The sequence below is a fragment of the Rhodopseudomonas palustris genome (assembly GCF_013415845.1).
In the GTDB taxonomy this organism is placed as follows: domain Bacteria; phylum Pseudomonadota; class Alphaproteobacteria; order Rhizobiales; family Xanthobacteraceae; genus Rhodopseudomonas; species Rhodopseudomonas palustris_F.
In genome coordinates this window covers 921,350-940,518 of record NZ_CP058907.1, presented here as the reverse complement: position 1 = coordinate 940,518, position 19,169 = coordinate 921,350, and the positions used below count along the sequence as shown (strand labels likewise).

Genomic DNA, 19,169 nt, shown 5'->3' with positions numbered 1-19,169 from the left:
GACCGGCGCTGCGTCATCCGCTCAGCGCGCCGGTCAGCGTTCTTATATTGTGCCGGACCATATCAATGTAAGTGGGGGCGTCGCCGTTTTCGGGCGTCAGGCTGTCGGAATACAGCGTGCCGCCGATCTTGGCGCCGGTCTCGGCGCTGATCCGCTGCATCAGGCGCGGGTCGGTGACGTTCTCCAGGAACACCGCCGGCACCTTGTCCTTACGGATCTGGGTGATGATCTTGGCAACGTCGCGGGCGCTGGCTTCGGATTCGGTCGAGACGCCCTGCGGCGCGATGAAGACGATCCGGTAGGCAGCGGCGAAATAGCCGAAGGCGTCGTGGGTCGAGATCACCTTGCGCTTGGTCTCGGGGATCTTGGCAGCCAGGTCGCGGACTTCGCGGTCGAGCGCGTCGAGCTTGGCCAGATACGCAGTGGCTTTGGTGCGGTACGCGGCCTCGCCGGCCGGATCAGCGGCGATCAGCGCGTCGCGGATATTGCCCACATAAGTTTTGGCGTTGGCAACCGACTGCCAGGCATGTGGATCGGCGTGGCCATCGCCATGATCGTGGGCGTGACCACCGCCGGCGTGGGCGTCGTCCCCGTCCGCATCGCGCGGCGTGATGCCCTTGGTGGCGGTGACGACCGTGGCTTTGCTGCCGGAGGACTGCACCAACCGCGGCAGCCAGCCTTCGAGGCCGAGACCGTTGACGACCAGCAGCTTGGCGTCGGCGACTTTCTTGGCGTCGGTCGGGGACGGCGTATAGACGTGAACGTCGCCGCCGGGGCCGACCAGCGTGGCAATGTCGACGCGGTCGCCACCGACATTGCGGACGAAATCACCGAGAATCGAGAAGCTCGCGACCACCCGGACGCGCTCCTGCGCGTGCGCCGGCAGTAAAGCGAACAGGCTCGCGGCGAGAATCAGGACGACACGGAACATCGGCGTTACGCCTCCAGATGCGGTGCGGGAAACAGCTTACGAATCACGCCGCCGAAGCGGCCGAACAGCACCGAGCCGAGATACAGCACGGCGGCGACCAGGATGATGGCAGGGCCCGAAGGCAGGCCGGCCTGATACGACAGCACCAGCCCGACATAGCCGGACAGCATGGCGCTGGAGACCGCCACCATCATCATGCCGGTGATGTCGCGCGCCCAGAATTTGGCGATGCCCGCGGGCAGAATCATCAGGCCCACCGCAAGCAGCGTGCCGAGCGCGTGGAAGCCGTTGACCAGATTGATCACCACCAGCGCCAGGAAGGCGAGATGCGCGGGCGCGCCGGCGCGGCTGACCGTGCGCAAGAATAAAGGGTCGACGCATTCGATCACCAGCGGCCGCCAGATCACCGCGAGCGCCACCAGCGTCAGCGTCGCGTTGAAGGCGATCACCAGCAGGGTGCGGTCGTCCATCGCCAGGATATTGCCGAACAGCACGTGCAACAGATCGATGTTGGTGCCCTTCATCGACACGATGGTGACGCCGAGCGCGAGCGATACCAGGTAGAACGCCGCCAGCGAGGCGTCCTCTTTCAATTCGGTGACACGCGACACCACGCCGGCGAGAATCGCCACGGCGAAGCCTGCGATCAGGCCGCCGAACGTCATCGCGAACAGGTTGAGGCCCGACAGCAGAAAGCCGATCGCCGCGCCCGGCAGAATCGCGTGCGCCATCGCGTCGCCGACGAGACTCATCCGCCGCAGCATCAGAAACACACCGATCGGCGCGCCGCCGAGCGACAGCGCCACGATACCTGCGAGCGCCCGGCGCATGAATTCGAACTCGGTGAACGGCGCGATTAACGCCTGATACAGCATCATGATGTCAGGCCGCCTGCGAAGCTGCGGTGCAGGCCGGTGCGCCATCGTCGAACGCCTCGCACATCCGCCGCGCTTCGATCTGGTTGTCGGCGGTCAGCACCTCGGCAGTCGGGCCCCACGCCACCGCCGTGCGCGCTATCAGCAGCGTTTCCGGGAAACTGGCATGCACCAGCTCCATGTCGTGCAACGCCGCGATCACCGTCCGCCCCTCCTGGTGCCAGTGCTGCACCAGATGCACCAGATCCGCCGTCGTCCGGGCGTCCACGGCGTTGAACGGCTCGTCGAGCACGATCACACGGGCATCCTGCAGCAACACGCGAGCAAACAGCATGCGTTGCATCTGGCCGCCCGAGAGGGTCCCGATATTGCGATTTTCGAAGCCGGACAGGCCGACTGCCGCCAGAGCCTGGGATATTCGCTGACGCGCAGACCGGTCGATGCGGCCGAACGCTCCGGTTGAACGCCACAATCCGGTGCCGACGAAATCGAACACCGAAATTGGAAAGGTGCGATCGATCTCGGCGCTCTGGGGAAGATAGGCAATATCGTGGACATCCAGGCCGTCGCGATCGATCGATCCCGACAGCGGCTTCAGGATACCAACGATACCGCGAAACAGCGTCGACTTGCCGGCGCCATTCGGCCCGACCACCGCCAACAGCGCACCGGCATCAATTTGCCCCGACAGGTGATGCACCGCCGGGTGGCGATCGTAGCCGAGGGTGACATCGTTAAAGGTCAACTGCGCCCGCATGGTCACCTCATTGCCACCAACACCAGCGCCCAAAGCCCAGCACTGACTGCCAAAGCAGCCGCGATTCGGCTCCTAAGCCCCATCCGCAGGATCGACCAAGGTGCCGGCTGCGGAGGGTGCGGCGATTCAGCACCGTGGACATGCAGATGCACATGGCCCGACGACGTGGCCAAATGGGATTGAGATGGAGGCGATTGTGGCACGCGCAGCAGTCCAGTTCATCGAAGTCTGTTACATTATAACATTATCGGATGGTCGCCCCGCAAGTGTCCCGAACTGCACAAACCGCCGAGATTCAATATGTTAAATGGTCCGTTGCTTACGCCGAATGATTGAGCAACCCTGACGCTGCTGACTCACGATCAGGCAGGCGCCTCGCGGTTCTGAATTAAGGCGAAATTTGGAACTCTTTAAGGTTCCATTAGGTATAAAAAATTGTGCGCCGTCATGAGGTTAGTTCCAAAGGGAGTGTGGCCTCCCGGTGACAGCATTTTACGCAAAATCCCGCTAAGCCATTCAGCAGATGGCGCCGAATAGCGGTGCGTCTGACAAAGTCTGGAGACAACGACATGAAGAAGATTCTGCTCGGCACCGTGGCCCTGGTCGCCCTCGGCGCGGCCCCGGCCCTCGCCGCGGACCTCGCCGCCCGCCCGTACACCAAGGCTCCCGCCTACGCCCCGGCCCCGGTTTACAACTGGACCGGCTTCTACATCGGTGGTCACATCGGTGGCGCCTTCTCGGGCGACAACAGCATCGGCACCGGCGTTACCGCCAGCGACAACGGCAAGTTCCTCGGCGGTGTGCAGGCCGGTTACGACTGGCAGTTCGCTCCGAACTGGGTGCTCGGTGTTGAAGGCCAGTACTCCTGGCTGAGCGGCACCAACCAGTCGGTCGCCTTCCCGGGCACCCTCAACGGCGCTGCCGGCGCTTACACCTATGCCGACAACCAGCGTGGTCTGGCGTCGGTTACCGGCCGCCTCGGCTACACCTGGGGTCCGGCACTGCTCTACGTCAAGGGCGGTTGGGCTTACGCCGACTACTCGAGCAGCTTGACCTTCGCCCCCAACGCCGGTGGGTTCGCTGCCGTGTCGATCGACAGCAAGAAGGACGGTTACACCGTCGGTGGCGGTCTCGAGTACCTGTTCGCTCCGAACTGGTCGGGCAAGATCGAGTACCAGTACTACGACTTCGGCAACGTGACCCTGGCTCCGGGCTTCTCGGCCAAGAACGACGAGCACGTTGTCAAGGCCGGCCTGAACTACCGCTTCAACTGGGGCGGTCCGGTCGTCGCCAAGTACTAAGACCTGATCACTTCCCCTCCGGGAAGTTGGAAGGGCCGGCCTCGCGCCGGCCCTTTTTCATTTTCGAAACCATGTCGGGACCGGGCGCACCGATCACTCAAATAGCGATCGTTCCTCGTAAAACGACGTGAAGAATATTAACCCCCTAAACTGATACTCCCGGCCGGCGTCGCCGAGACGACGCGTCACTGCAAAGTCCAGGTTGGGGGGAAGTATGTCTGGGAAATTCGCGAAATTCCGACGTCCGCGGCTGAAATTTCCGCAACTCGGAATTCGTGGCAGCCTGTTCGCTGCGTTCACGGTGATCGCCGGCATGGCGATCCTGATCAGCGCGTGGGCCGGAATCAGCCTGCATCAGCTTGGGCGCACGATCGCCGAACTGAGCGGCCGCGACATTCCCAAACTCGCTGCCAGCCTCCAGCTCGCCACCGAAAGCGAAAGTCTCGCCAGCCAGGCACCGATCCTTCTCGACTCGCTCTCCGCCGAACAACTCCGTGAGCGCTCAGCCCGGATGAAGGCAGCCCAGCAGGTCGCGATCCAGAAACTCGCCGACATCACCACCTATGGCGGCGACAAGGCAGTCGTTTCGGCGCTGAGCGAAACCCTGAAGAACATCGACGACACCATCCGCAGCCTCGGCGCAGCCGCCAAGGAGCGGCTCGATCTGACCACGCAGCACGCCAAGCTGTATGAAGAGTTGCGCCGCTCGCACGACGCCTTCATTGCTGTCGCCAACCCGGCGATGCTTGATGCGCAGACTCAGATGAACGCCGTGCTCGGTTCGGCCAATCTGTCGCAGGACGACGCCACAGCGACCGGACGCCAGATCGAACAGCTCGGCAACGTCATCGCCCAGAGCAATCTGATCGCCTCGAACCTGATGGCGGCTCTTTCGGCCTCCAGCGCCGATGACCTGGAGCCGGTTGAAGCCAGCTTCAAGGAAGCCCGTCAGGTGGTGAACACCAATCTCGACGGCCTCCTGCAGAACCAGACCACCGCCAACATCAAGACCGCAGCGCAGAAGCTGATGGCGCTCGGCGACGGCAAGACCGGCGCATTCAAGCTGCGCCAACTCGAACTCGATGCCCGCGACTATCGCGATCTGCTGCTCGACGAGACCCGCAAGCTCAACGTCGGCCTCGGCATCAGCGTCAAGCAGCTCGTCGACAACGTCCGCAACGAGACGACGGTCGGCACCTCGGACGCGCAGGCGCAAATCACGCTGGCCACGCGGATGATGATCGGGCTCGGCGCGGCGACCCTGATTGGCTCGGCGCTGTTCGTCTGGCTGTATGTCGGCCGCAGCATCCTGCGCCGGATTGGCGGCCTGCAGAAGTCGATGCAGAGCCTGTCGGCCGGCGACCTCAGCACCGCCATCGAGCGCGGCAGCCGCCGCGACGAAATCGCCGTGATGGCCGAGTCGCTGGAAGTGTTCCGCGACAACATGATCCGGGCCCGGACGTTGAGCGAGGAGCAGGACAAGGATCGGGCCGCCAAGGCTGAGCGGACCCAGCGGATCGAGGCTCGGATCGCCGAATTCGAGGCGACCGTGCGCAGTGCAATGGAGAAGCTGCAATCCTCCGCCGACCAGATGCAGGAAACCGCGCACACAATGGCGACCACGTCCGAACAGTCGAGCGCGCTGGTCACCACCGTCGCGTCGGCTGCGGAAGAAACCTCGGTCAACGTTCAGACCGTGGCAACCGGCACCGAGCAGCTCGCCTCGTCGATCGCCGAGATCAGCCGTCAGGTCACCACCTCGGCGGAGATCGCGACCCGCGCCGTGCGCGAAGCGGGCGAGACCGACACCACCATGCAGGGCCTCGCCGATAACGCCGAGCGGATCAGCGCGGTGATCGACCTGATCCAGAGCATCGCATCCCAGACCAACCTGCTGGCGCTCAATGCCACGATCGAGGCGGCGCGTGCCGGTGACGCCGGCCGCGGCTTCGCGGTGGTGGCCGCCGAGGTCAAGGATCTCGCCAGCCAGACCGCCAAGGCGACCGAGGAGATCCGGGCGCAGATCGCCGCGATGCAGGGGGTGACCAGTTCGGCCGTTGGCGCGATCCGCAATATCGGCCAGACCATTACTTCGATCAACGAGGTGACCACCGCCATCACCGCCGCCGTCGAAGAACAGGGCGCGGCGACCCGCGAGATCGCCCGCAACATCCAGCATGCAGCCGGCGGCACCAGCGAAGTCTCCAGTAACATCGTCGGCGTCAGTGCCGCCGCCTCGCAGGCCGGCTCCGCTGCCGCCGAGGTACTGAACGCCTCCGGCTCGCTGCGCCAGGAAGCGGCGCTGCTGCGCGAGGAGATCGACGCGTTCCTGACCAATATCCGCGCCGCCTGATCGGCAAACGATATGAAGGAAGGGCCGGTGGCGCGCGCCACCGGCCCTTTTTGCGTCCAGATGCTGGAATTTGAGACCTGTGAGGACTGCAGCCGCCCCTGACGGTTTTTCGGCTGGCGCCGCCGCTCCGCGCCCGGTAAGCCGGATCAGGGAGCACGCGCCGAATGCATAAGAAGACCGACGCGACCGAGACGTCGCACGACGAACTGCGCTACCTGCAGGACAGTCACCCCGGCCCCGACCAGGCGGTCGAGATCGTGCCGGGCGTACTGTGGTTGCGGCTGCAGCTGCCGTTCCGGCTCAACCACGTGAACATCTATCTGCTCGCCGATGGCAAGGGCTGGTCGATGGTCGACACCGGCTTCGGCAACGATGCGACCATCGCGGCCTGGGAGACGCTGTTCGACGGCGCGCTGGCGGGCTTTCGCATCAGCCGGGTGATTGTCACTCATGCCCATCCGGACCATGTCGGCATGGCGGGCTGGATCGTGCAGCGGTTCGGCTGTCCGCTCTACATGTCGCAGATCGAGTATCTGCAAGGCGTGTATCACCAGAACCGTCGCACCGAAGAACGGCTGGTCAACAACCGCGCGTTCTTCCGCCGCCATGGCATAGACGAAGCCGTGATCGACCAACTCGTCGGCCGCGGCCAGGACTATCTGAAAAAGACCGTGCCGCTGCCGGCAGCGTATCGTCGGCTCGCCAAGGGCAAGGACATCACTGTCGGCGAGCGAACGTTCCGGATCATCACCGGCGCCGGCCACTCGCCCGATCAGGTGATGCTGTATTGCGAGGCCGACAAGCTATTCCTTTCCGCCGACCAGGTGCTGAGCAAGATCTCGCCGAATGTCAGCGTGTGGGCTCACGAGCCCGACGAAGACGCCCTCGGCTCGTATCTTTCGTCGCTCGCAGAGCTCGACACATTCCTGCCGGACGACGTCCTGGTGCTGCCCGGTCACGGCCTGCCGTTCCACGGCGTCAAGACCCGCATCAAGCAGCTGGCCGATCATCACGAGGAGCGCTGCGGGATGATCGCGGACGCTTGCCGTACCAAACCGATGAGTTCGGCCGAACTGGTACCGGTGGTATTTCACAAACACGTGCTCGATGCGCATCAAACCGGCTTCGCCGTCGGGGAGCTGATCGCCCACGTGAACTACATGCTGACGCAGAACCGTTTGCAGCTGGCGCCCACTACGGGCGGTGTGATGCGGTTCACCAACGTTTAACGTTTGCAGCGTTGTCCGCGTATTCCCTGACAAGGCCGCATTCGAGCCAAGGCATTGATCTTCATCAAGCCTTGCCCTGCAGAACCGGTGATATGGATCGCTTTGAGGCGCAGCTCGATCGTCGAATTGCGCCTCGACTTCGGTGATGGAAGAGTTCTAATAGTTTCGCCGGCTCTACGGCGTTCCGTCGTTCGATCCGCCTCCCCAACAGGTCATCGCGATGCAGTACAATCAATTTTTTCAAGACGCTCTCACCCGCCTCCACGACGAACGTCGTTACCGGGTGTTCGCTGATCTCGAGCGGATGGCCGGTAGGTTTCCGCATGCCACGTGGCACTCGAACTCCGGACCTCGCGATGTTGTGATCTGGTGCTCGAACGACTATCTCGGCATGGGCCAGCACCCGAAGGTGGTCGGCGCAATGGTCGAGACCGCAACGCGGATCGGCACCGGTGCCGGTGGTACCCGCAATATCGCCGGTACGCATCACCCGCTGGTGCAGCTCGAGCAGGAAATCGCCTCGCTGCACGGCAAGGAAGCGGCGCTGCTGTTCACCTCGGGCTATGTCTCCAACCAGACCGGCCTGTCGACGCTCGGCAAGTTGATCCCGAACTGCCTGATCCTGTCGGACGCGCTCAATCACAATTCGATGATTGAAGGCATCCGCCAGTCGGGCTGCGAGCGCGTGGTGTGGCGCCACAACGATACCGCGCACCTCGAAGAGCTGCTGATCGCCGCCGGTCCCGACCGACCGAAGCTGATCGCATTCGAGAGTCTGTACTCAATGGACGGTGACACCGCGCCGCTGGCGAAGATCTGCGATCTCGCCGAGAAGTACAACGCGATGACCTACTGCGACGAAGTGCATGCGGTCGGCATGTACGGTGCCCACGGTGCCGGCGTTGCCGAGCGTGACGGCGTGATGGATCGCATCGACATCATCGAAGCGACCCTGGCCAAGGCGTTCGGCTGTCTCGGCGGCTACATCACAGGCAAGAACGAAGTGATCGACGCCGTACGCTCCTACGCGCCGGGCTTCATCTTCACCACGTCGCTGCCGCCGCCGATCTGCGCCGCCGCGACTGCCGCGATCAAGCATCTGCGCAGCTCGACCTGGGAGCGTGAACGCCATCAGGACCGCGCTGCCCGCGTCAAGGCGGTGCTGAACAACGCCGGCATTCCGGTGATGCCGACTGACACCCACATCGTGCCGGTGTTCGTCGGCGACGCCGAGAAGTGCAAGAAGGCGTCCGATCTGCTGCTCGAACAGCACAACATCTACATTCAGCCGATCAATTACCCGACCGTCGCCCGCGGCCTCGAACGGCTCCGCATCACGCCGTCGCCGTATCACGACGACAAGCTGATCGATGCACTCGCCGAAGCCCTGGTGCAGGTCTGGAACGAGCTCGGCCTGCCGCTCGGCGCCAAGGCGATCGCTGCGGAGTGATCCGCATCGCTCGCACGACGCGGTAACGATTTTCGGCGGGGGCGCCCGCGGCTGGGAAAATCCCTGTCGCAGGCGCCCCTTCTGTTTTGGTAGACTTGCGATTGCGTCCCGCAGGCCAGCATCCGGCGGCCTGCGCGGGAAGTGATTGATCAATCGCCTGCCGCCTGACGCGAGGGAGCACGACCGCGATGCTGCACGACTGGGGCGTGATCGCAGCCGCTCTCGCCTACATCGGGTTTCTGTTCGTCGTCGCGAGCTGGGGCGATCGGCTCTCGCAAGGCCAGCGCGAGCGCGCCGGCGGATTGATCTACCCGCTGTCACTGGCGATTTACTGCACGTCCTGGACGTTCTTCGGGTCGGTCGGTTTTGCCAGCCGCTCCAGTTTCGACTTCCTTGCGATCTATGTCGGCCCAGTCCTGGTCGTTCTGGTCGCCACCCCGCTGCTGCGCCGCGTCATCCGGCTGGCCAAATCGCAAAACATCACCTCGATCGCCGACTTCATCGCCGCCCGCTACGGCAAGAGTCAGAAGGTCGCCGCCACCGTGGCGATCATCGCCATCATCGGCTCGGTGCCCTACATCGCACTGCAGCTGAAGGCTGTGTCGTCGTCGCTGCAGACCATCCTCGGCGACGACCACAACATCGCCGACATCCCGATTGTCGGCGATATCGCGCTGATCGTCGCAATGGCGATGGCGCTGTTCACCGTCCTGTTCGGCACCCGTCAGGCCAGCGCGACCGAGCATCAGCACGGGCTGATGCTCGCGGTCGCCACCGAGTCGATCGTGAAGCTGGTGGCATTCCTGGCCGCCGGCATCTTCGTCACCTTCTGGATGTTCAGCCCGTCGGCGCTGATCGAACGGGCGATGCAGATGCCCGAAGCGGTCCGCGCGCTGGATTCCACCTCGCCGGCCAACTTCCTGACCATGACTGCGCTGTCGTTCTGCGCCTTCATGATGCTGCCGCGGCAATTCCACGTCAGCGTGGTGGAGAACTCCAACGAGGCTGAGGTCGGCCGCGCCCGCTGGTTGTTTCCGCTGTACCTCGTGGCGATCAACCTGTTCGTGATCCCGATCGCGCTCGCCGGCCTTGTCAAATTCCCATTCGGCAAGGTCGACAGCGACATGTACGTGCTGGCGCTGCCGATCGATGCCGACGCGCCGATGCTGAGCGTTGCGGTGTTCATCGGGGGCCTGTCGGCCGCCACCGCGATGGTGATCGTCGAATGCGTCGCGCTGGCCGTGATGGTGTCGAACGATCTGGTGATGCCGCTGGTGCTGAAGCGGCACGGCGCACCGCGTCCCGATGAACAGCGCAATTTCGGCAGATTCCTGCTGACGGTCCGGCGGGTGGCGATCTTCGCGATCCTGATCCTCGCCTATCTGTACTACAGGGCGCTCGGCAACACGCAGCTCGCGGCGATCGGCCTGTTATCGTTTGCGGCCATCGCGCAGTTCGCGCCGTCATTCTTCGGCGGGCTGATTTGGCGCCGCGCCACCGCGCGCGGCGCGATCGGCGGTCTATTGGTCGGGTTTGCGGTGTGGGCCTACACGCTGTTCATCCCGAGCTTCATGGAGAACAGCACCACTGGGCTACTGCTGTTGCAGCACGGCCCGTGGGGCATCGAGGCGCTGCGGCCGCAGGCGCTGTTCGGCTCCGATCTGCCGCCGCTGCTCCACGGCGTGCTGTGGAGCCTGTCGCTCAATCTCGTCGCCTACGTCCTGCTGTCGCTGTTGCGGCAGCCGTCCTCGATCGAGCGGCTGCAGGCTGAAGTGTTCGTGCCAGACGCCCTGACGCCAATGACGCCGGCGTTCCGGCGCTGGCGCACCACCGTGACGGTGCAGGACATCGTCGGCGCGGTGTCGCAATATCTCGGCCCAGAGCGGGCGCGGGACTCGTTCCGCAGCTTCGCCGCCGGCCGCCGCATCACGCTCGACCCCGCCGCGCCGGCGGATTTCGAGCTGTTGAAACACGCCGAGCATCTGATCGCCTCCTCGATCGGCGCGGCCTCGTCCCGCCTGGTCCTGTCGCTGCTGCTCCGCAAGCGCACGGTGTCGGCCGAAGCTGCGCTGAAGCTGCTCGATGACTCCCACGCCGCGCTGCATTTCAACCGCGAGATCCTGCAGACCGCGCTGAATCACGTCCGCCAGGGCATCGCGGTGTTCAATCCCGAGCTGCAACTGATCTGCTCGAACCGGCAGTTCGGCGAGATCCTGGGGCTGCCGCCGCACATCATCCAGATCGGCATCCCGCTGATCGAGATCCTGGAATTCCTCGCCAGCAACAGCATCGCGCCGATCGACGCCGAAGCGCATACCCAGATGCGGATGGCGGCCTATACTACAGAGGGCGAGCCGTTCATCGAGCGCTTCCCGGACCGCCATCTGGTGGTCGAGGTCCGCGCCAACCGGATGCCCGACGGTGGCTTGGTGATCACCTTCTCCGACGTCACCCCGAGCTTCGAAGCCGCCGAAGCGCTGGAGCGTGCCAATGCCACACTGGAACGCCGGGTGCGCGAACGCACCGAGGAGCTGACCCGGCTGAATTCGCAGCTCGCGCTCGCCAAGAGCACAGCCGAAGAAGCCAACATCTCCAAGACCCGCTTCCTCGCCGCCGCCAGCCACGACATCCTGCAGCCGCTCAACGCGGCACGGCTCTACGCCACCAGCCTGGTCGAGCGCCAGAACGGCGGCGAAGACTCGCGGCTGGTCGAGAATATCGACGAGTCGCTGCAGGCGATTGAAGAGATCATTGGCGCGCTGCTCGACATCTCGCGGCTCGACGCCGGCGCGATGACGCCCTCGCTCTCGAATTTCGTGATCGGCGATCTGATGCGGTCGCTGGAGATCGAGTTCTCGCCCACCGCACGCGCCAAGGGCCTGGAGCTGACCTTCGTGCCGTGCTCACTGCCGGTGCAGTCGGACCGGCTGATGCTGCGCCGGCTGATGCAGAACCTGATCTCCAACGCGATCAAATACACCCCGCAGGGCCGCGTTCTGGTCGGCTGCCGCCGTCAGGGCCAATCGCTCCGCATCGGCATCTACGACACCGGCGTCGGCGTGCCGATCCTCAAGCGGGGCGAGATCTTCAAGGAGTTTCACCGGCTCGAACAGGGCGCGCGGATTGCCCGCGGGCTGGGGCTCGGGCTGTCGATCGTGGAGCGGCTGGCGCGGGTGCTCAATCACGGCATCGCGCTGGATTCCAACCGCGGCGGCGGCTCGTGCTTCTCGGTGACGGTGCCGGTCGCCGAAGCCGTCAACCACACCGCGGCGGTAACCAGCGCGACGCCGCTGTCGCGCGCCTCGATGAGCGGCATCCTGGTAGTCTGCATCGAGAACGACCCGGCGATCCTCGACGGCATGAAGACGCTGCTGACCACCTGGGACGCCAAGGTGATCGCGGTGGCCGATCCGGAGGCCGCGATCCGCGCGATCGAGAGCAGCGAGCAGCGCGTCACCGGCCTTCTGGTCGACTATCACCTCGATCGTGGCAACGGCATCGCAGCGATTCGTGAAATCCGCCAGCGCTTCGGCCAGAGCATCCCGGCGATCCTGATCACGGCCGACCGCAGTCCGGGCGTTCGCGCCTCGGCGCGGCAGGAGGAGATCGCGGTGCTGAACAAACCAGTGAAAGCCGCCTCGCTGCGGGCCCTGCTGAGCCAGTGGCACGCCCAGCAGTCGGTCGTGGCGGCGGAGTAAGCGCGCGAATGCGGAATTTGGTGCAGGGCTAAGTTCGGCGCGTCATTGCGAGGAGACGAAGTCGACGAAGCAATCCAGAGGCCCACGCAGGGCCTTTGGATTGCTTCGCTTTGCTCGCAATGCCAGTCGCGACGCCGTCGGTGCTTAAAGAAGAAAGCCCCCTTACGACGCGATCGGCTCTTCCTGGCGCCACTGGCTGCCGGAAATCTTGGCCGCGGCGATCACCGCCTGGGTGCGGCTTTCGACGCCGAGCTTCTGCAGGATCGCCGAGACGTGAGCCTTGATGGTCGCTTCCGACACCCCGAGCTCGTAGGCGATCTGCTTGTTGAGCAGGCCTTCGGACAGCATCATCAGCACCCGCACCTGCTGCGGGGTGAGCGTCACCAGCCGATCGCGCAGCTTGGAGGTCTCGGGATCGGCCGCAGCCGACAGATCGACATCCGGCGGAACCCAGACGTCGCCGTCCAGCACCCGCAGAATCGCTTCGCCGAGCTTTTCGACACCGAACCGCTTCGGCACGAAGCCGGAGGCGCCGAAATCGAGCGAGCGGCGGATGGTTTCGACGTCGTCGCTGGCCGACACGACGACCACCGGGATCGCCGGATACTGTGCCCGGAGATAGATCAGTCCGGAAAAACCGCTGATCCCAGGCATCTTGAGGTCGAGCAGCACCAGGTCGACGTCGCCCTCGCGCTCGAGCATTGCAGTCAGGTCTTCGAAGGAACCGACCTCACCGATCTTCGCGGAGGAGACCACGCTGGCAACCGCCAGGCGGAGCGCATCGCGAAACAACGGGTGGTCGTCGGCAATGATCAAGTGCGTGCTGGCGGGGGTGCTCATGGTGTCCCTTACTCGCAAGCTGGAACCAAACCGTCTTCGCTCTCGGACCGCCAAAGCGAACCGATGGCAAGTTGGGTGGCAAGTGTCGCCCTCTGATGGACGGCTGGCAAGGCGGACGTGAATGCCTTGTCCGTACCATCATGCCCTCGCGGCAACCCAAAAACATTGAGCAAGCGCAACTATCAGCGGATTTGGCGTCGAAAGTCGTAATGCCGCAGGACGGTACCGATGTTACCGTACACTGACGGACCGTTGCCGCGCGCCCGGCGCCGTGGCTCGGACCTCAAATAAAACAACAACATAGCCCTCGACACAACCCAAGGGAGGCAGACGCTGATGGCTACACTTGCCGCGACGAGCAGGCGATCGGGTGGAATGACCCGCGACGAGCGCTTCGTCATTCTTGCATCTTCGCTCGGTACCGTTTTCGAATGGTACGACTTCTATCTGTACGGTTCGCTCGCCGCGATTATCGGCGCCCAGTTCTTCAGCGCTTATCCGCCGGCCACCCGGGACATTTTCGCGCTGCTCGCCTTCGCCGCCGGTTTCCTGGTGCGCCCGTTCGGCGCCATCGTGTTCGGCCGGGTCGGCGACATCGTCGGCCGTAAATACACCTTCCTGGTCACCATCCTGATCATGGGCCTGTCGACCTTTATCGTCGGCCTGCTGCCCAATGCGGCCACCATCGGCATTGCCGCCCCGATCATCCTGATCACGCTGCGCCTGCTGCAGGGCCTCGCGCTCGGCGGCGAATACGGTGGCGCCGCGACCTACGTGGCCGAGCATGCTCCGCCCGGCAAGCGCGGCTACTACACCGCATTCATTCAGACCACCGCGACCCTCGGCCTGTTCCTGTCGCTGCTGGTGATCCTCGCCACCCGCACCATCGTGGGCGAAGTGGCGTTCGCCGATTGGGGCTGGCGCGTGCCGTTCCTGGTGTCGGTCGCCTTGCTCGGCGTCTCGGTCTGGATCCGGCTGCGGCTCAACGAGTCGCCGGTGTTCAAGAAGATGAAGGAGGAAGGCAAGAGCTCGAAGGCGCCGCTGACCGAAGCGTTCGCCAACTGGGGCAACGCGAAGATCGTGCTGATCGCGCTGCTCGGTGCGGTGATGGGCCAGGGCGTTGTCTGGTACACCGGCCAGTTCTACGCGCTGTTCTTCCTGCAATCGATCCTGAAGGTCGACGGCTACACCTCGAACCTGCTGATCGCGTGGTCGCTGCTGCTCGGCACCGGCTTCTTCATCATCTTCGGCTGGCTGTCGGACAAGATCGGCCGCAAGCCGATCATCCTCACCGGCTGTCTGATCGCGGCACTGTCGTTCTTCCCGATATTCCGGATGATCACGACATACGCCAACCCGGCACTGGAAAAGGCGATCGAGACCGTGAAGGTGCAAGTCGTCGCCGATCCGGCGGGCTGCGGCGACCTGTTCAACCCGGTCGGCACCCGCGTCTTCACCAAGCCGTGCGACACCGCGCGCGACTTCCTGTCGAAGTCCTCGGTGAAGTACTCCACCGTCAACGGCCCCGCCGGCTCCGGCGTCAAGGTGATGGTGAACGAGAAAGAAGTGCCTTACACCGACGCCAAGACCTCCAACCCGCAGGTGCTGGCGGCGGTGCAGGAAGCTGGTTACCCGAAGGCCGGCAACCCGCAGATCATCAAGATGGCGCACCCGTTCGACGTGTTCAATTCGAGCACCGCGGCGGTGATCGGACTGTTGTTCGTCCTGGTGCTGTTCGTCACGATGGTCTACGGCCCGATCGCGGCGCTGCTGGTCGAACTGTTCCCGACTCGGATCCGCTACACCTCGATGTCGCTGCCGTATCACATCGGTAACGGCTGGTTCGGTGGCCTGCTGCCGGCGACCGCGTTCGCGATCGTCGCCTCGACCGGCGATATCTATGCCGGCCTGTGGTACCCGATCGTGTTCGCGTCGATCACTGTGGTGATCGGCCTGATCTTCCTGCCGGAAACCAAGAACGTCGACATCAGCAAGACCTGATGATCATCGGCCCGGCGTCTCAGCCGGACCGTCCAAATAGCAACGGCCGCGGAGCAATCCGCGGCCGCTTTGTTTTAGAAGACTGATATCCCTCGCAGCTTCATAGCGAGAAGCGAAGCGATGAACCAATCCAACTCGGTGCACCGTGCTGGATCGGTTCGCGTCGCTCGCAAAGACGAAATGATCGAGAAGAGAGACTACCCGGTCGTGCCGATGAACTGCAGTACGACCTCTCGGCGATGCGGCCGCGCGCGGTGTTCGATCAGATAGACGCCCTGCCAGGTGCCGAGAGCGAGCCGGCCCTGCAGCACCGGAATCTGCAGCGAGACCGACGTCAGCATCGTCTTGACGTGCGCCGGCATGTCGTCCGGCCCTTCGGTGTCGTGACGCCAACCGGCATTCTCCGGCGCGAGCCGGTTCAGCACCGTCGTTAGATCTGTCAGCACGGTCGGATCGGCATTTTCCTGGATCGTCAGCGACGCTGAGGTGTGGCGCACGAACACGGTGACGCCGCCGTCTTTCGCCTGCGCCTCGGCGACGAACGCCGCGATCTCGCGCGTGATGTCGGTGAAGCCGGTCCCACCCGTCTGCACCGTCAGAGCCGACGAAGCGACGCTGGTGACAGTCGCGCGCGCCAGCGGCGCGCGGCTGAGAGTACGTGATGAACTCATCGAAGATCTCGCATCGCGGCCGATCAGATCTTGTCGCCGCTGAAGTCCTTTTGCAGCCGATTGGCGGTCTCGACCAGGCGGCGCCAGGCGCGTTCGAGGAAGCCCATCACACGATTGACGTCCTGATCGCTCGGCAGCGGGATTTCCAGTTTGCGCTGGCCGTCCTTCTCGGTGATCTGCGGCTGGGGCAGCTTGTCGCTCTTCGGCAAAGCCTCATCGGTCTTGCCGCTGGGCTGGCCGGCACTGGCGAGCTGCGCCTTCAGGCTGTCATTGGCGGCACGGAGCGCATCGGCCTCTTTCTTCAACCGATCGATTTCTGCCTGTAGCCGTCCGGTCTCGGCATCGAACGCGGCGCGTTCGTCGGCGATCTCGTAGCAGGCCCATCCGCTGCCTTTATCCGTGCAAGTCGAGACCTTACCGGTGCGGGTATCGAGCCGCACCACCCCGTCGGCCGACGGCTTAAATGCGTAGCGGCCGTTCTCGCTGTCCGGCAGCGGCGTCTCGGCCAGCGCGCCGCCTCCACCGCCGACAACAAGAAGCAACGTCAGCACGGCAAGGCGCGGGCGGCGCCGGCCAGCCGAAGGCACGGCCATGGTTGCAAGGCTCATCGGGATGCTCCGCCTTTCCGATCAAGACCCCGCCTATATGGGGCCTCAGTTCGTCGGCCGGTACCGGGCGCGACCGGATTTCAACGCATCCTCGAGCAGTTCGATCCGGTCCTGGCCCCAGAACACCTCCCCGTCGAGCACGTAAGCGGGAGAACCGAACACGTCTGCGGCAATCGCATCCAGCCGGTTCTGCTCATAAGCGGCGCGAATTTGGTCCGAACCGGCATGCGCGACCAGCTTTTCGCCAGGCAGACCGGCCGCATCGGCCAGCTCGATCAGCACGGCCGGCTGAGCGAGATCGAGCTCGCGCTCCCACACCGCGGCAAAAGCACGCTGCAGATAAGGTTCGGGATCGTGTCCCGCGGCGAGCGCCGCGATCACGACGCCGTCGGCGAGCCGCGCATCGAACGGCCAGTGCTTCGGCCACAACTTGAAGTCGAGCCCGCGCTTGTCGCGCCAGCGCTGCAGCTCGACCAGCCGATAGCGCTGCCGCGCCGGATGGCGCTTCGCCAGCGGCATACCGCCGGTCTCGGAAAACAGCCCGGTCAACAATACCGGCTTGTAGGCGAGTCGCAGATCGTAAGTCTCGACCAGCCGGCGCAACGGCTGGTGGCCGATATAGGCCCACGGCGATTGAAACGAGAAGTAGTAGTCGATCCGGCGCGACATACGGTCTCCGATAGAGATGGCTTTCCGCGGGACCGCCGCGAACGGATCGCCGGAAGCGATCGCATCGGATCAGAGCCATTCAGGCCATGCAAGCCGGATCATGGCGCACCGCCGCAAATGCACTGCGGACAAGTTAGCGCACGGACTCGCAAATCCTCAATAAAATCAGCCAAAACAACGCTGTAAGCGGCTGCGACCGAATCTTGACTTGCCAACAGGTGGTCAGTATGGTCCGCGCGGCTTTTAAGGGTTTCTGGGGCGTTATTTCATCGTTAGCGGTAGCTAGTTCGGGTCTCCACGACATGGCGGACGACACGCACAACAGCAGCCGAGGAGCGCATGAACCACGCGACGGATCGCCTGAGGAGGCTGCGCTTTCCGCACGGCTCGGAAGCCTGGAACAACGGTTGGCCCATTCTCGGGTGAACCGGACACTCCAGACGGATCAATCCGAAACAGGAAGTGAAAACGGACATGCCAAAGCTTCGGCGATGGCGCTCGGTTTTCGGCTTTCTTCGGAGTTGATTGCGGGCGTTCTCGGCGGAGCGGCTCTCGGCTGGGGTATCGATCGTTTGTTTTCGACCTCGCCCTGGGGTCTCATCGCGTTTGCGCTGATCGGCTTCATCGCCGGTGTGGTCAATGTGATGCGGGCAGCGGGCGTCATGGCGAAACAGTCCGAGCGACTCTGAGCGGGATCCAAGGCGCACCGATCGTTCGAATCCCGCGCAAGCTCGCGACACCGACAGACTGAGAGACGAATGGCCGCCGATCCGATCCATCAGTTCCAGATCACCAAGCTCTTCACCCTCGGTCACGTTGGCGGACAAGAAATCGCGTTCACCAACTCGTCGGCCTACATGTTCGGCACGGTGGCGCTGATCGCCATCCTGATGCTGGTTCCGGGCCGCCAATTGGTGCCGGGCAGGCTCCAGTCGATCGCAGAGCTGTCCTACGAATTCGTCGCCAACATGATACGGTCGACGGCCGGCAAGGAAGGCCTGAAGTTCTTCCCTCTGGTGTTCTCGCTGTTCATGTTCATCGCGGTGTCGAACCTGATCGGCATCGTGCCCTACACCTTCACGGTGTCGAGCCACCTGATCGTCACCGTCGCGCTGGCGCTGCTGGTGTTCTTCACGGTGCTGATCTACGGGTTTTCCAAGAACGGCCTGAAGTTCTTCAAGCTGTTCGTGCCCTCCGGCGTGCCGATCTACATCCTGCCGCTGGTCGTCTTCATCGAAGTGATCTCGTTCTTCCTCAAGCCGGTTTCGCACTCGGTGCGTCTGTTCGCCAACATGCTGGCGGGCCACATCGCGCTGAAGGTGTTCGCGAGCTTCGTGGCGATGCTCGGCGCACTGGGCGTCGTCGGCTGGTTCGGCGCCGTGCTGCCGCTCGGCCTGACCATCGCGCTGACCGCGCTGGAGCTGCTGGTCGCGTTCCTGCAGGCTTATGTGTTCGCCATTTTGACTTGCATCTATCTCAACGATGCAATTCATCCGGGCCACTAAAGACCCACTCGCAAACGACTACACCCAACCCCAACAGGAGTTCGTTACATGGATCCGATTGCCGCGAAGTACATTGGCGCTGGTATTGCCTGCATTGGCATGGGCGGCGCCGGCGCTGGCGTGGGCATCATCTTCGGCAACTACCTCGCCGCTGCGGTGCGCAACCCCTCGGCCGCCCAGGGCCAGTTCGGCAACCTGATTTTCGGCTTCGCGGTGACCGAAGCGCTCGGCATCTTCTCGCTGCTGATCGCGCTGCTGCTGCTGTTCGCCCTCTAAGATCC

The 19,169-nt window shown here is 63.9% G+C and carries 16 protein-coding genes; 9 read left to right on the top strand and 7 right to left on the bottom strand.

The features are described from left to right. Positions 1-13 precede the first annotated feature (13 nt). Genes HZF03_RS04340 through aztA form a run of 3 tightly spaced genes read right to left on the bottom strand, consistent with a single transcriptional unit; the run spans position 14 to position 2,563 of the window. Positions 14-931, bottom strand: coding sequence for a metal ABC transporter substrate-binding protein (locus tag HZF03_RS04340; protein ID WP_119019701.1), 918 nt, complete (start codon positions 929-931; stop codon positions 14-16). Between the two features lie 5 nt (positions 932-936). Continuing rightward, on the bottom strand, positions 937-1,806 hold the full coding sequence (locus tag HZF03_RS04335) for a metal ABC transporter permease (RefSeq protein WP_041810197.1): 870 nt from the start codon (positions 1,804-1,806) through the stop codon (positions 937-939). 7 nt (positions 1,807-1,813) lie between these two features. Beyond that, entirely contained in the window at positions 1,814-2,563 is a 750-nt protein-coding gene (aztA, locus tag HZF03_RS04330; protein WP_119019702.1) for a zinc ABC transporter ATP-binding protein AztA, read from the bottom strand. 569 nt (positions 2,564-3,132) lie between these two features. On the opposite strand from aztA, the gene HZF03_RS04325 reads away from it, so the two are divergent. The 5 genes from HZF03_RS04325 (at position 3,133) to HZF03_RS04305 (ending at position 12,594) form a co-directional block, all read left to right on the top strand. Further along, positions 3,133-3,864, top strand: a complete 732-nt coding sequence (locus HZF03_RS04325; protein ID WP_119019703.1) for an outer membrane protein — start codon at positions 3,133-3,135, stop codon at positions 3,862-3,864. 214 nt (positions 3,865-4,078) lie between these two features. Then, positions 4,079-6,217 carry a methyl-accepting chemotaxis protein gene (locus HZF03_RS04320; RefSeq protein WP_119019704.1) on the top strand — a complete coding sequence of 713 codons (2,139 nt, stop codon included), beginning with the start codon at positions 4,079-4,081 and terminating at the stop codon, positions 6,215-6,217. Positions 6,218-6,381: 164 nt separating this feature from the next. Beyond that, positions 6,382-7,446 carry an MBL fold metallo-hydrolase gene (locus HZF03_RS04315; RefSeq protein ID WP_119019705.1) on the top strand — a complete coding sequence of 355 codons (1,065 nt, stop codon included), beginning with the start codon at positions 6,382-6,384 and terminating at the stop codon, positions 7,444-7,446. 220 nt (positions 7,447-7,666) lie between these two features. Next, the gene (gene hemA / locus HZF03_RS04310) at positions 7,667-8,896 is read left to right on the top strand and encodes a 5-aminolevulinate synthase (protein WP_011156605.1); all 1,230 of its coding nucleotides are present in this window, start codon (positions 7,667-7,669) and stop codon (positions 8,894-8,896) included. A 188-nt stretch (positions 8,897-9,084) separates the two neighbouring features. After that, positions 9,085-12,594, top strand: a complete 3,510-nt coding sequence (locus tag HZF03_RS04305; protein WP_119018447.1) for a hybrid sensor histidine kinase/response regulator — start codon at positions 9,085-9,087, stop codon at positions 12,592-12,594. A gap of 162 nt (positions 12,595-12,756) precedes the next feature. On the opposite strand, the gene HZF03_RS04300 is transcribed toward HZF03_RS04305, so the two are convergent. After that, complete coding sequence (locus tag HZF03_RS04300; protein WP_011156603.1) at positions 12,757-13,434, bottom strand: response regulator transcription factor; 678 nt, start codon at positions 13,432-13,434, stop codon at positions 12,757-12,759. Positions 13,435-13,770: 336 nt separating this feature from the next. Here HZF03_RS04300 and HZF03_RS04295 point away from each other — a divergent pair, with 336 nt between their 5' ends. Continuing rightward, positions 13,771-15,435 carry an MFS transporter gene (locus tag HZF03_RS04295; protein WP_012494525.1) on the top strand — a complete coding sequence of 555 codons (1,665 nt, stop codon included), beginning with the start codon at positions 13,771-13,773 and terminating at the stop codon, positions 15,433-15,435. A gap of 197 nt (positions 15,436-15,632) precedes the next feature. Here the strand turns inward: HZF03_RS04295 and HZF03_RS04290 are convergent, their stop codons facing one another. Genes HZF03_RS04290 through HZF03_RS04280 form a run of 3 tightly spaced genes read right to left on the bottom strand, consistent with a single transcriptional unit; the run spans position 15,633 to position 17,383 of the window. Beyond that, positions 15,633-16,106 (bottom strand): secondary thiamine-phosphate synthase enzyme YjbQ, encoded by a 474-nt coding sequence (locus tag HZF03_RS04290; protein WP_119018448.1) that lies wholly within the window; start codon positions 16,104-16,106, stop codon positions 15,633-15,635. A gap of 23 nt (positions 16,107-16,129) precedes the next feature. Beyond that, positions 16,130-16,714 carry a hypothetical protein gene (locus HZF03_RS04285; protein ID WP_119018449.1) on the bottom strand — a complete coding sequence of 195 codons (585 nt, stop codon included), beginning with the start codon at positions 16,712-16,714 and terminating at the stop codon, positions 16,130-16,132. Between the two features lie 45 nt (positions 16,715-16,759). Next, positions 16,760-17,383, bottom strand: coding sequence for a 2-hydroxychromene-2-carboxylate isomerase (locus tag HZF03_RS04280; protein WP_119018450.1), 624 nt, complete (start codon positions 17,381-17,383; stop codon positions 16,760-16,762). 302 nt (positions 17,384-17,685) lie between these two features. On the opposite strand from HZF03_RS04280, the gene HZF03_RS04275 reads away from it, so the two are divergent. The 3 genes from HZF03_RS04275 to HZF03_RS04265 all read left to right on the top strand — a co-directional run bounded on the left by HZF03_RS04275 (position 17,686) and on the right by HZF03_RS04265 (position 19,164). Continuing rightward, a complete protein-coding gene (locus HZF03_RS04275) occupies positions 17,686-18,072 on the top strand; it encodes an AtpZ/AtpI family protein (protein ID WP_119018499.1) in 387 nt (128 codons plus the stop codon). Between the two features lie 69 nt (positions 18,073-18,141). Continuing rightward, a complete protein-coding gene (locus HZF03_RS04270; protein WP_011156597.1) occupies positions 18,142-18,888 on the top strand; it encodes a F0F1 ATP synthase subunit A in 747 nt (248 codons plus the stop codon). 48 nt (positions 18,889-18,936) lie between these two features. Then, positions 18,937-19,164 (top strand): F0F1 ATP synthase subunit C, encoded by a 228-nt coding sequence (locus tag HZF03_RS04265; protein WP_009796340.1) that lies wholly within the window; start codon positions 18,937-18,939, stop codon positions 19,162-19,164. The last annotated feature ends 5 nt before the right edge of the window (positions 19,165-19,169 follow it).

Excerpts from the sequence above, each read along its gene's own strand:
- HZF03_RS04340 (WP_119019701.1), bottom strand. The coding sequence starts at position 931 with ATGTTCCGTGTCGTCCTGATTCTCGCCGCGAGCCTGTTCGCTTTACTG.
- HZF03_RS04335 (WP_041810197.1), bottom strand. The coding sequence starts at position 1,806 with ATGCTGTATCAGGCGTTAATCGCGCCGTTCACCGAGTTCGAATTCATG.
- aztA (WP_119019702.1), bottom strand. The coding sequence starts at position 2,563 with ATGCGGGCGCAGTTGACCTTTAACGATGTCACCCTCGGCTACGATCGC.
- HZF03_RS04325 (WP_119019703.1), top strand. The coding sequence starts at position 3,133 with ATGAAGAAGATTCTGCTCGGCACCGTGGCCCTGGTCGCCCTCGGCGCG.
- HZF03_RS04320 (WP_119019704.1), top strand. The coding sequence starts at position 4,079 with ATGTCTGGGAAATTCGCGAAATTCCGACGTCCGCGGCTGAAATTTCCG.
- HZF03_RS04315 (WP_119019705.1), top strand. The coding sequence starts at position 6,382 with ATGCATAAGAAGACCGACGCGACCGAGACGTCGCACGACGAACTGCGC.
- hemA (WP_011156605.1), top strand. The coding sequence starts at position 7,667 with ATGCAGTACAATCAATTTTTTCAAGACGCTCTCACCCGCCTCCACGAC.
- HZF03_RS04305 (WP_119018447.1), top strand. The coding sequence starts at position 9,085 with ATGCTGCACGACTGGGGCGTGATCGCAGCCGCTCTCGCCTACATCGGG.
- HZF03_RS04300 (WP_011156603.1), bottom strand. The coding sequence starts at position 13,434 with ATGAGCACCCCCGCCAGCACGCACTTGATCATTGCCGACGACCACCCG.
- HZF03_RS04295 (WP_012494525.1), top strand. The coding sequence starts at position 13,771 with ATGGCTACACTTGCCGCGACGAGCAGGCGATCGGGTGGAATGACCCGC.
- HZF03_RS04290 (WP_119018448.1), bottom strand. The coding sequence starts at position 16,106 with ATGAGTTCATCACGTACTCTCAGCCGCGCGCCGCTGGCGCGCGCGACT.
- HZF03_RS04285 (WP_119018449.1), bottom strand. The coding sequence starts at position 16,714 with ATGAGCCTTGCAACCATGGCCGTGCCTTCGGCTGGCCGGCGCCGCCCG.
- HZF03_RS04280 (WP_119018450.1), bottom strand. The coding sequence starts at position 17,383 with ATGTCGCGCCGGATCGACTACTACTTCTCGTTTCAATCGCCGTGGGCC.
- HZF03_RS04275 (WP_119018499.1), top strand. The coding sequence starts at position 17,686 with ATGGCGGACGACACGCACAACAGCAGCCGAGGAGCGCATGAACCACGC.
- HZF03_RS04270 (WP_011156597.1), top strand. The coding sequence starts at position 18,142 with ATGGCCGCCGATCCGATCCATCAGTTCCAGATCACCAAGCTCTTCACC.
- HZF03_RS04265 (WP_009796340.1), top strand. The coding sequence starts at position 18,937 with ATGGATCCGATTGCCGCGAAGTACATTGGCGCTGGTATTGCCTGCATT.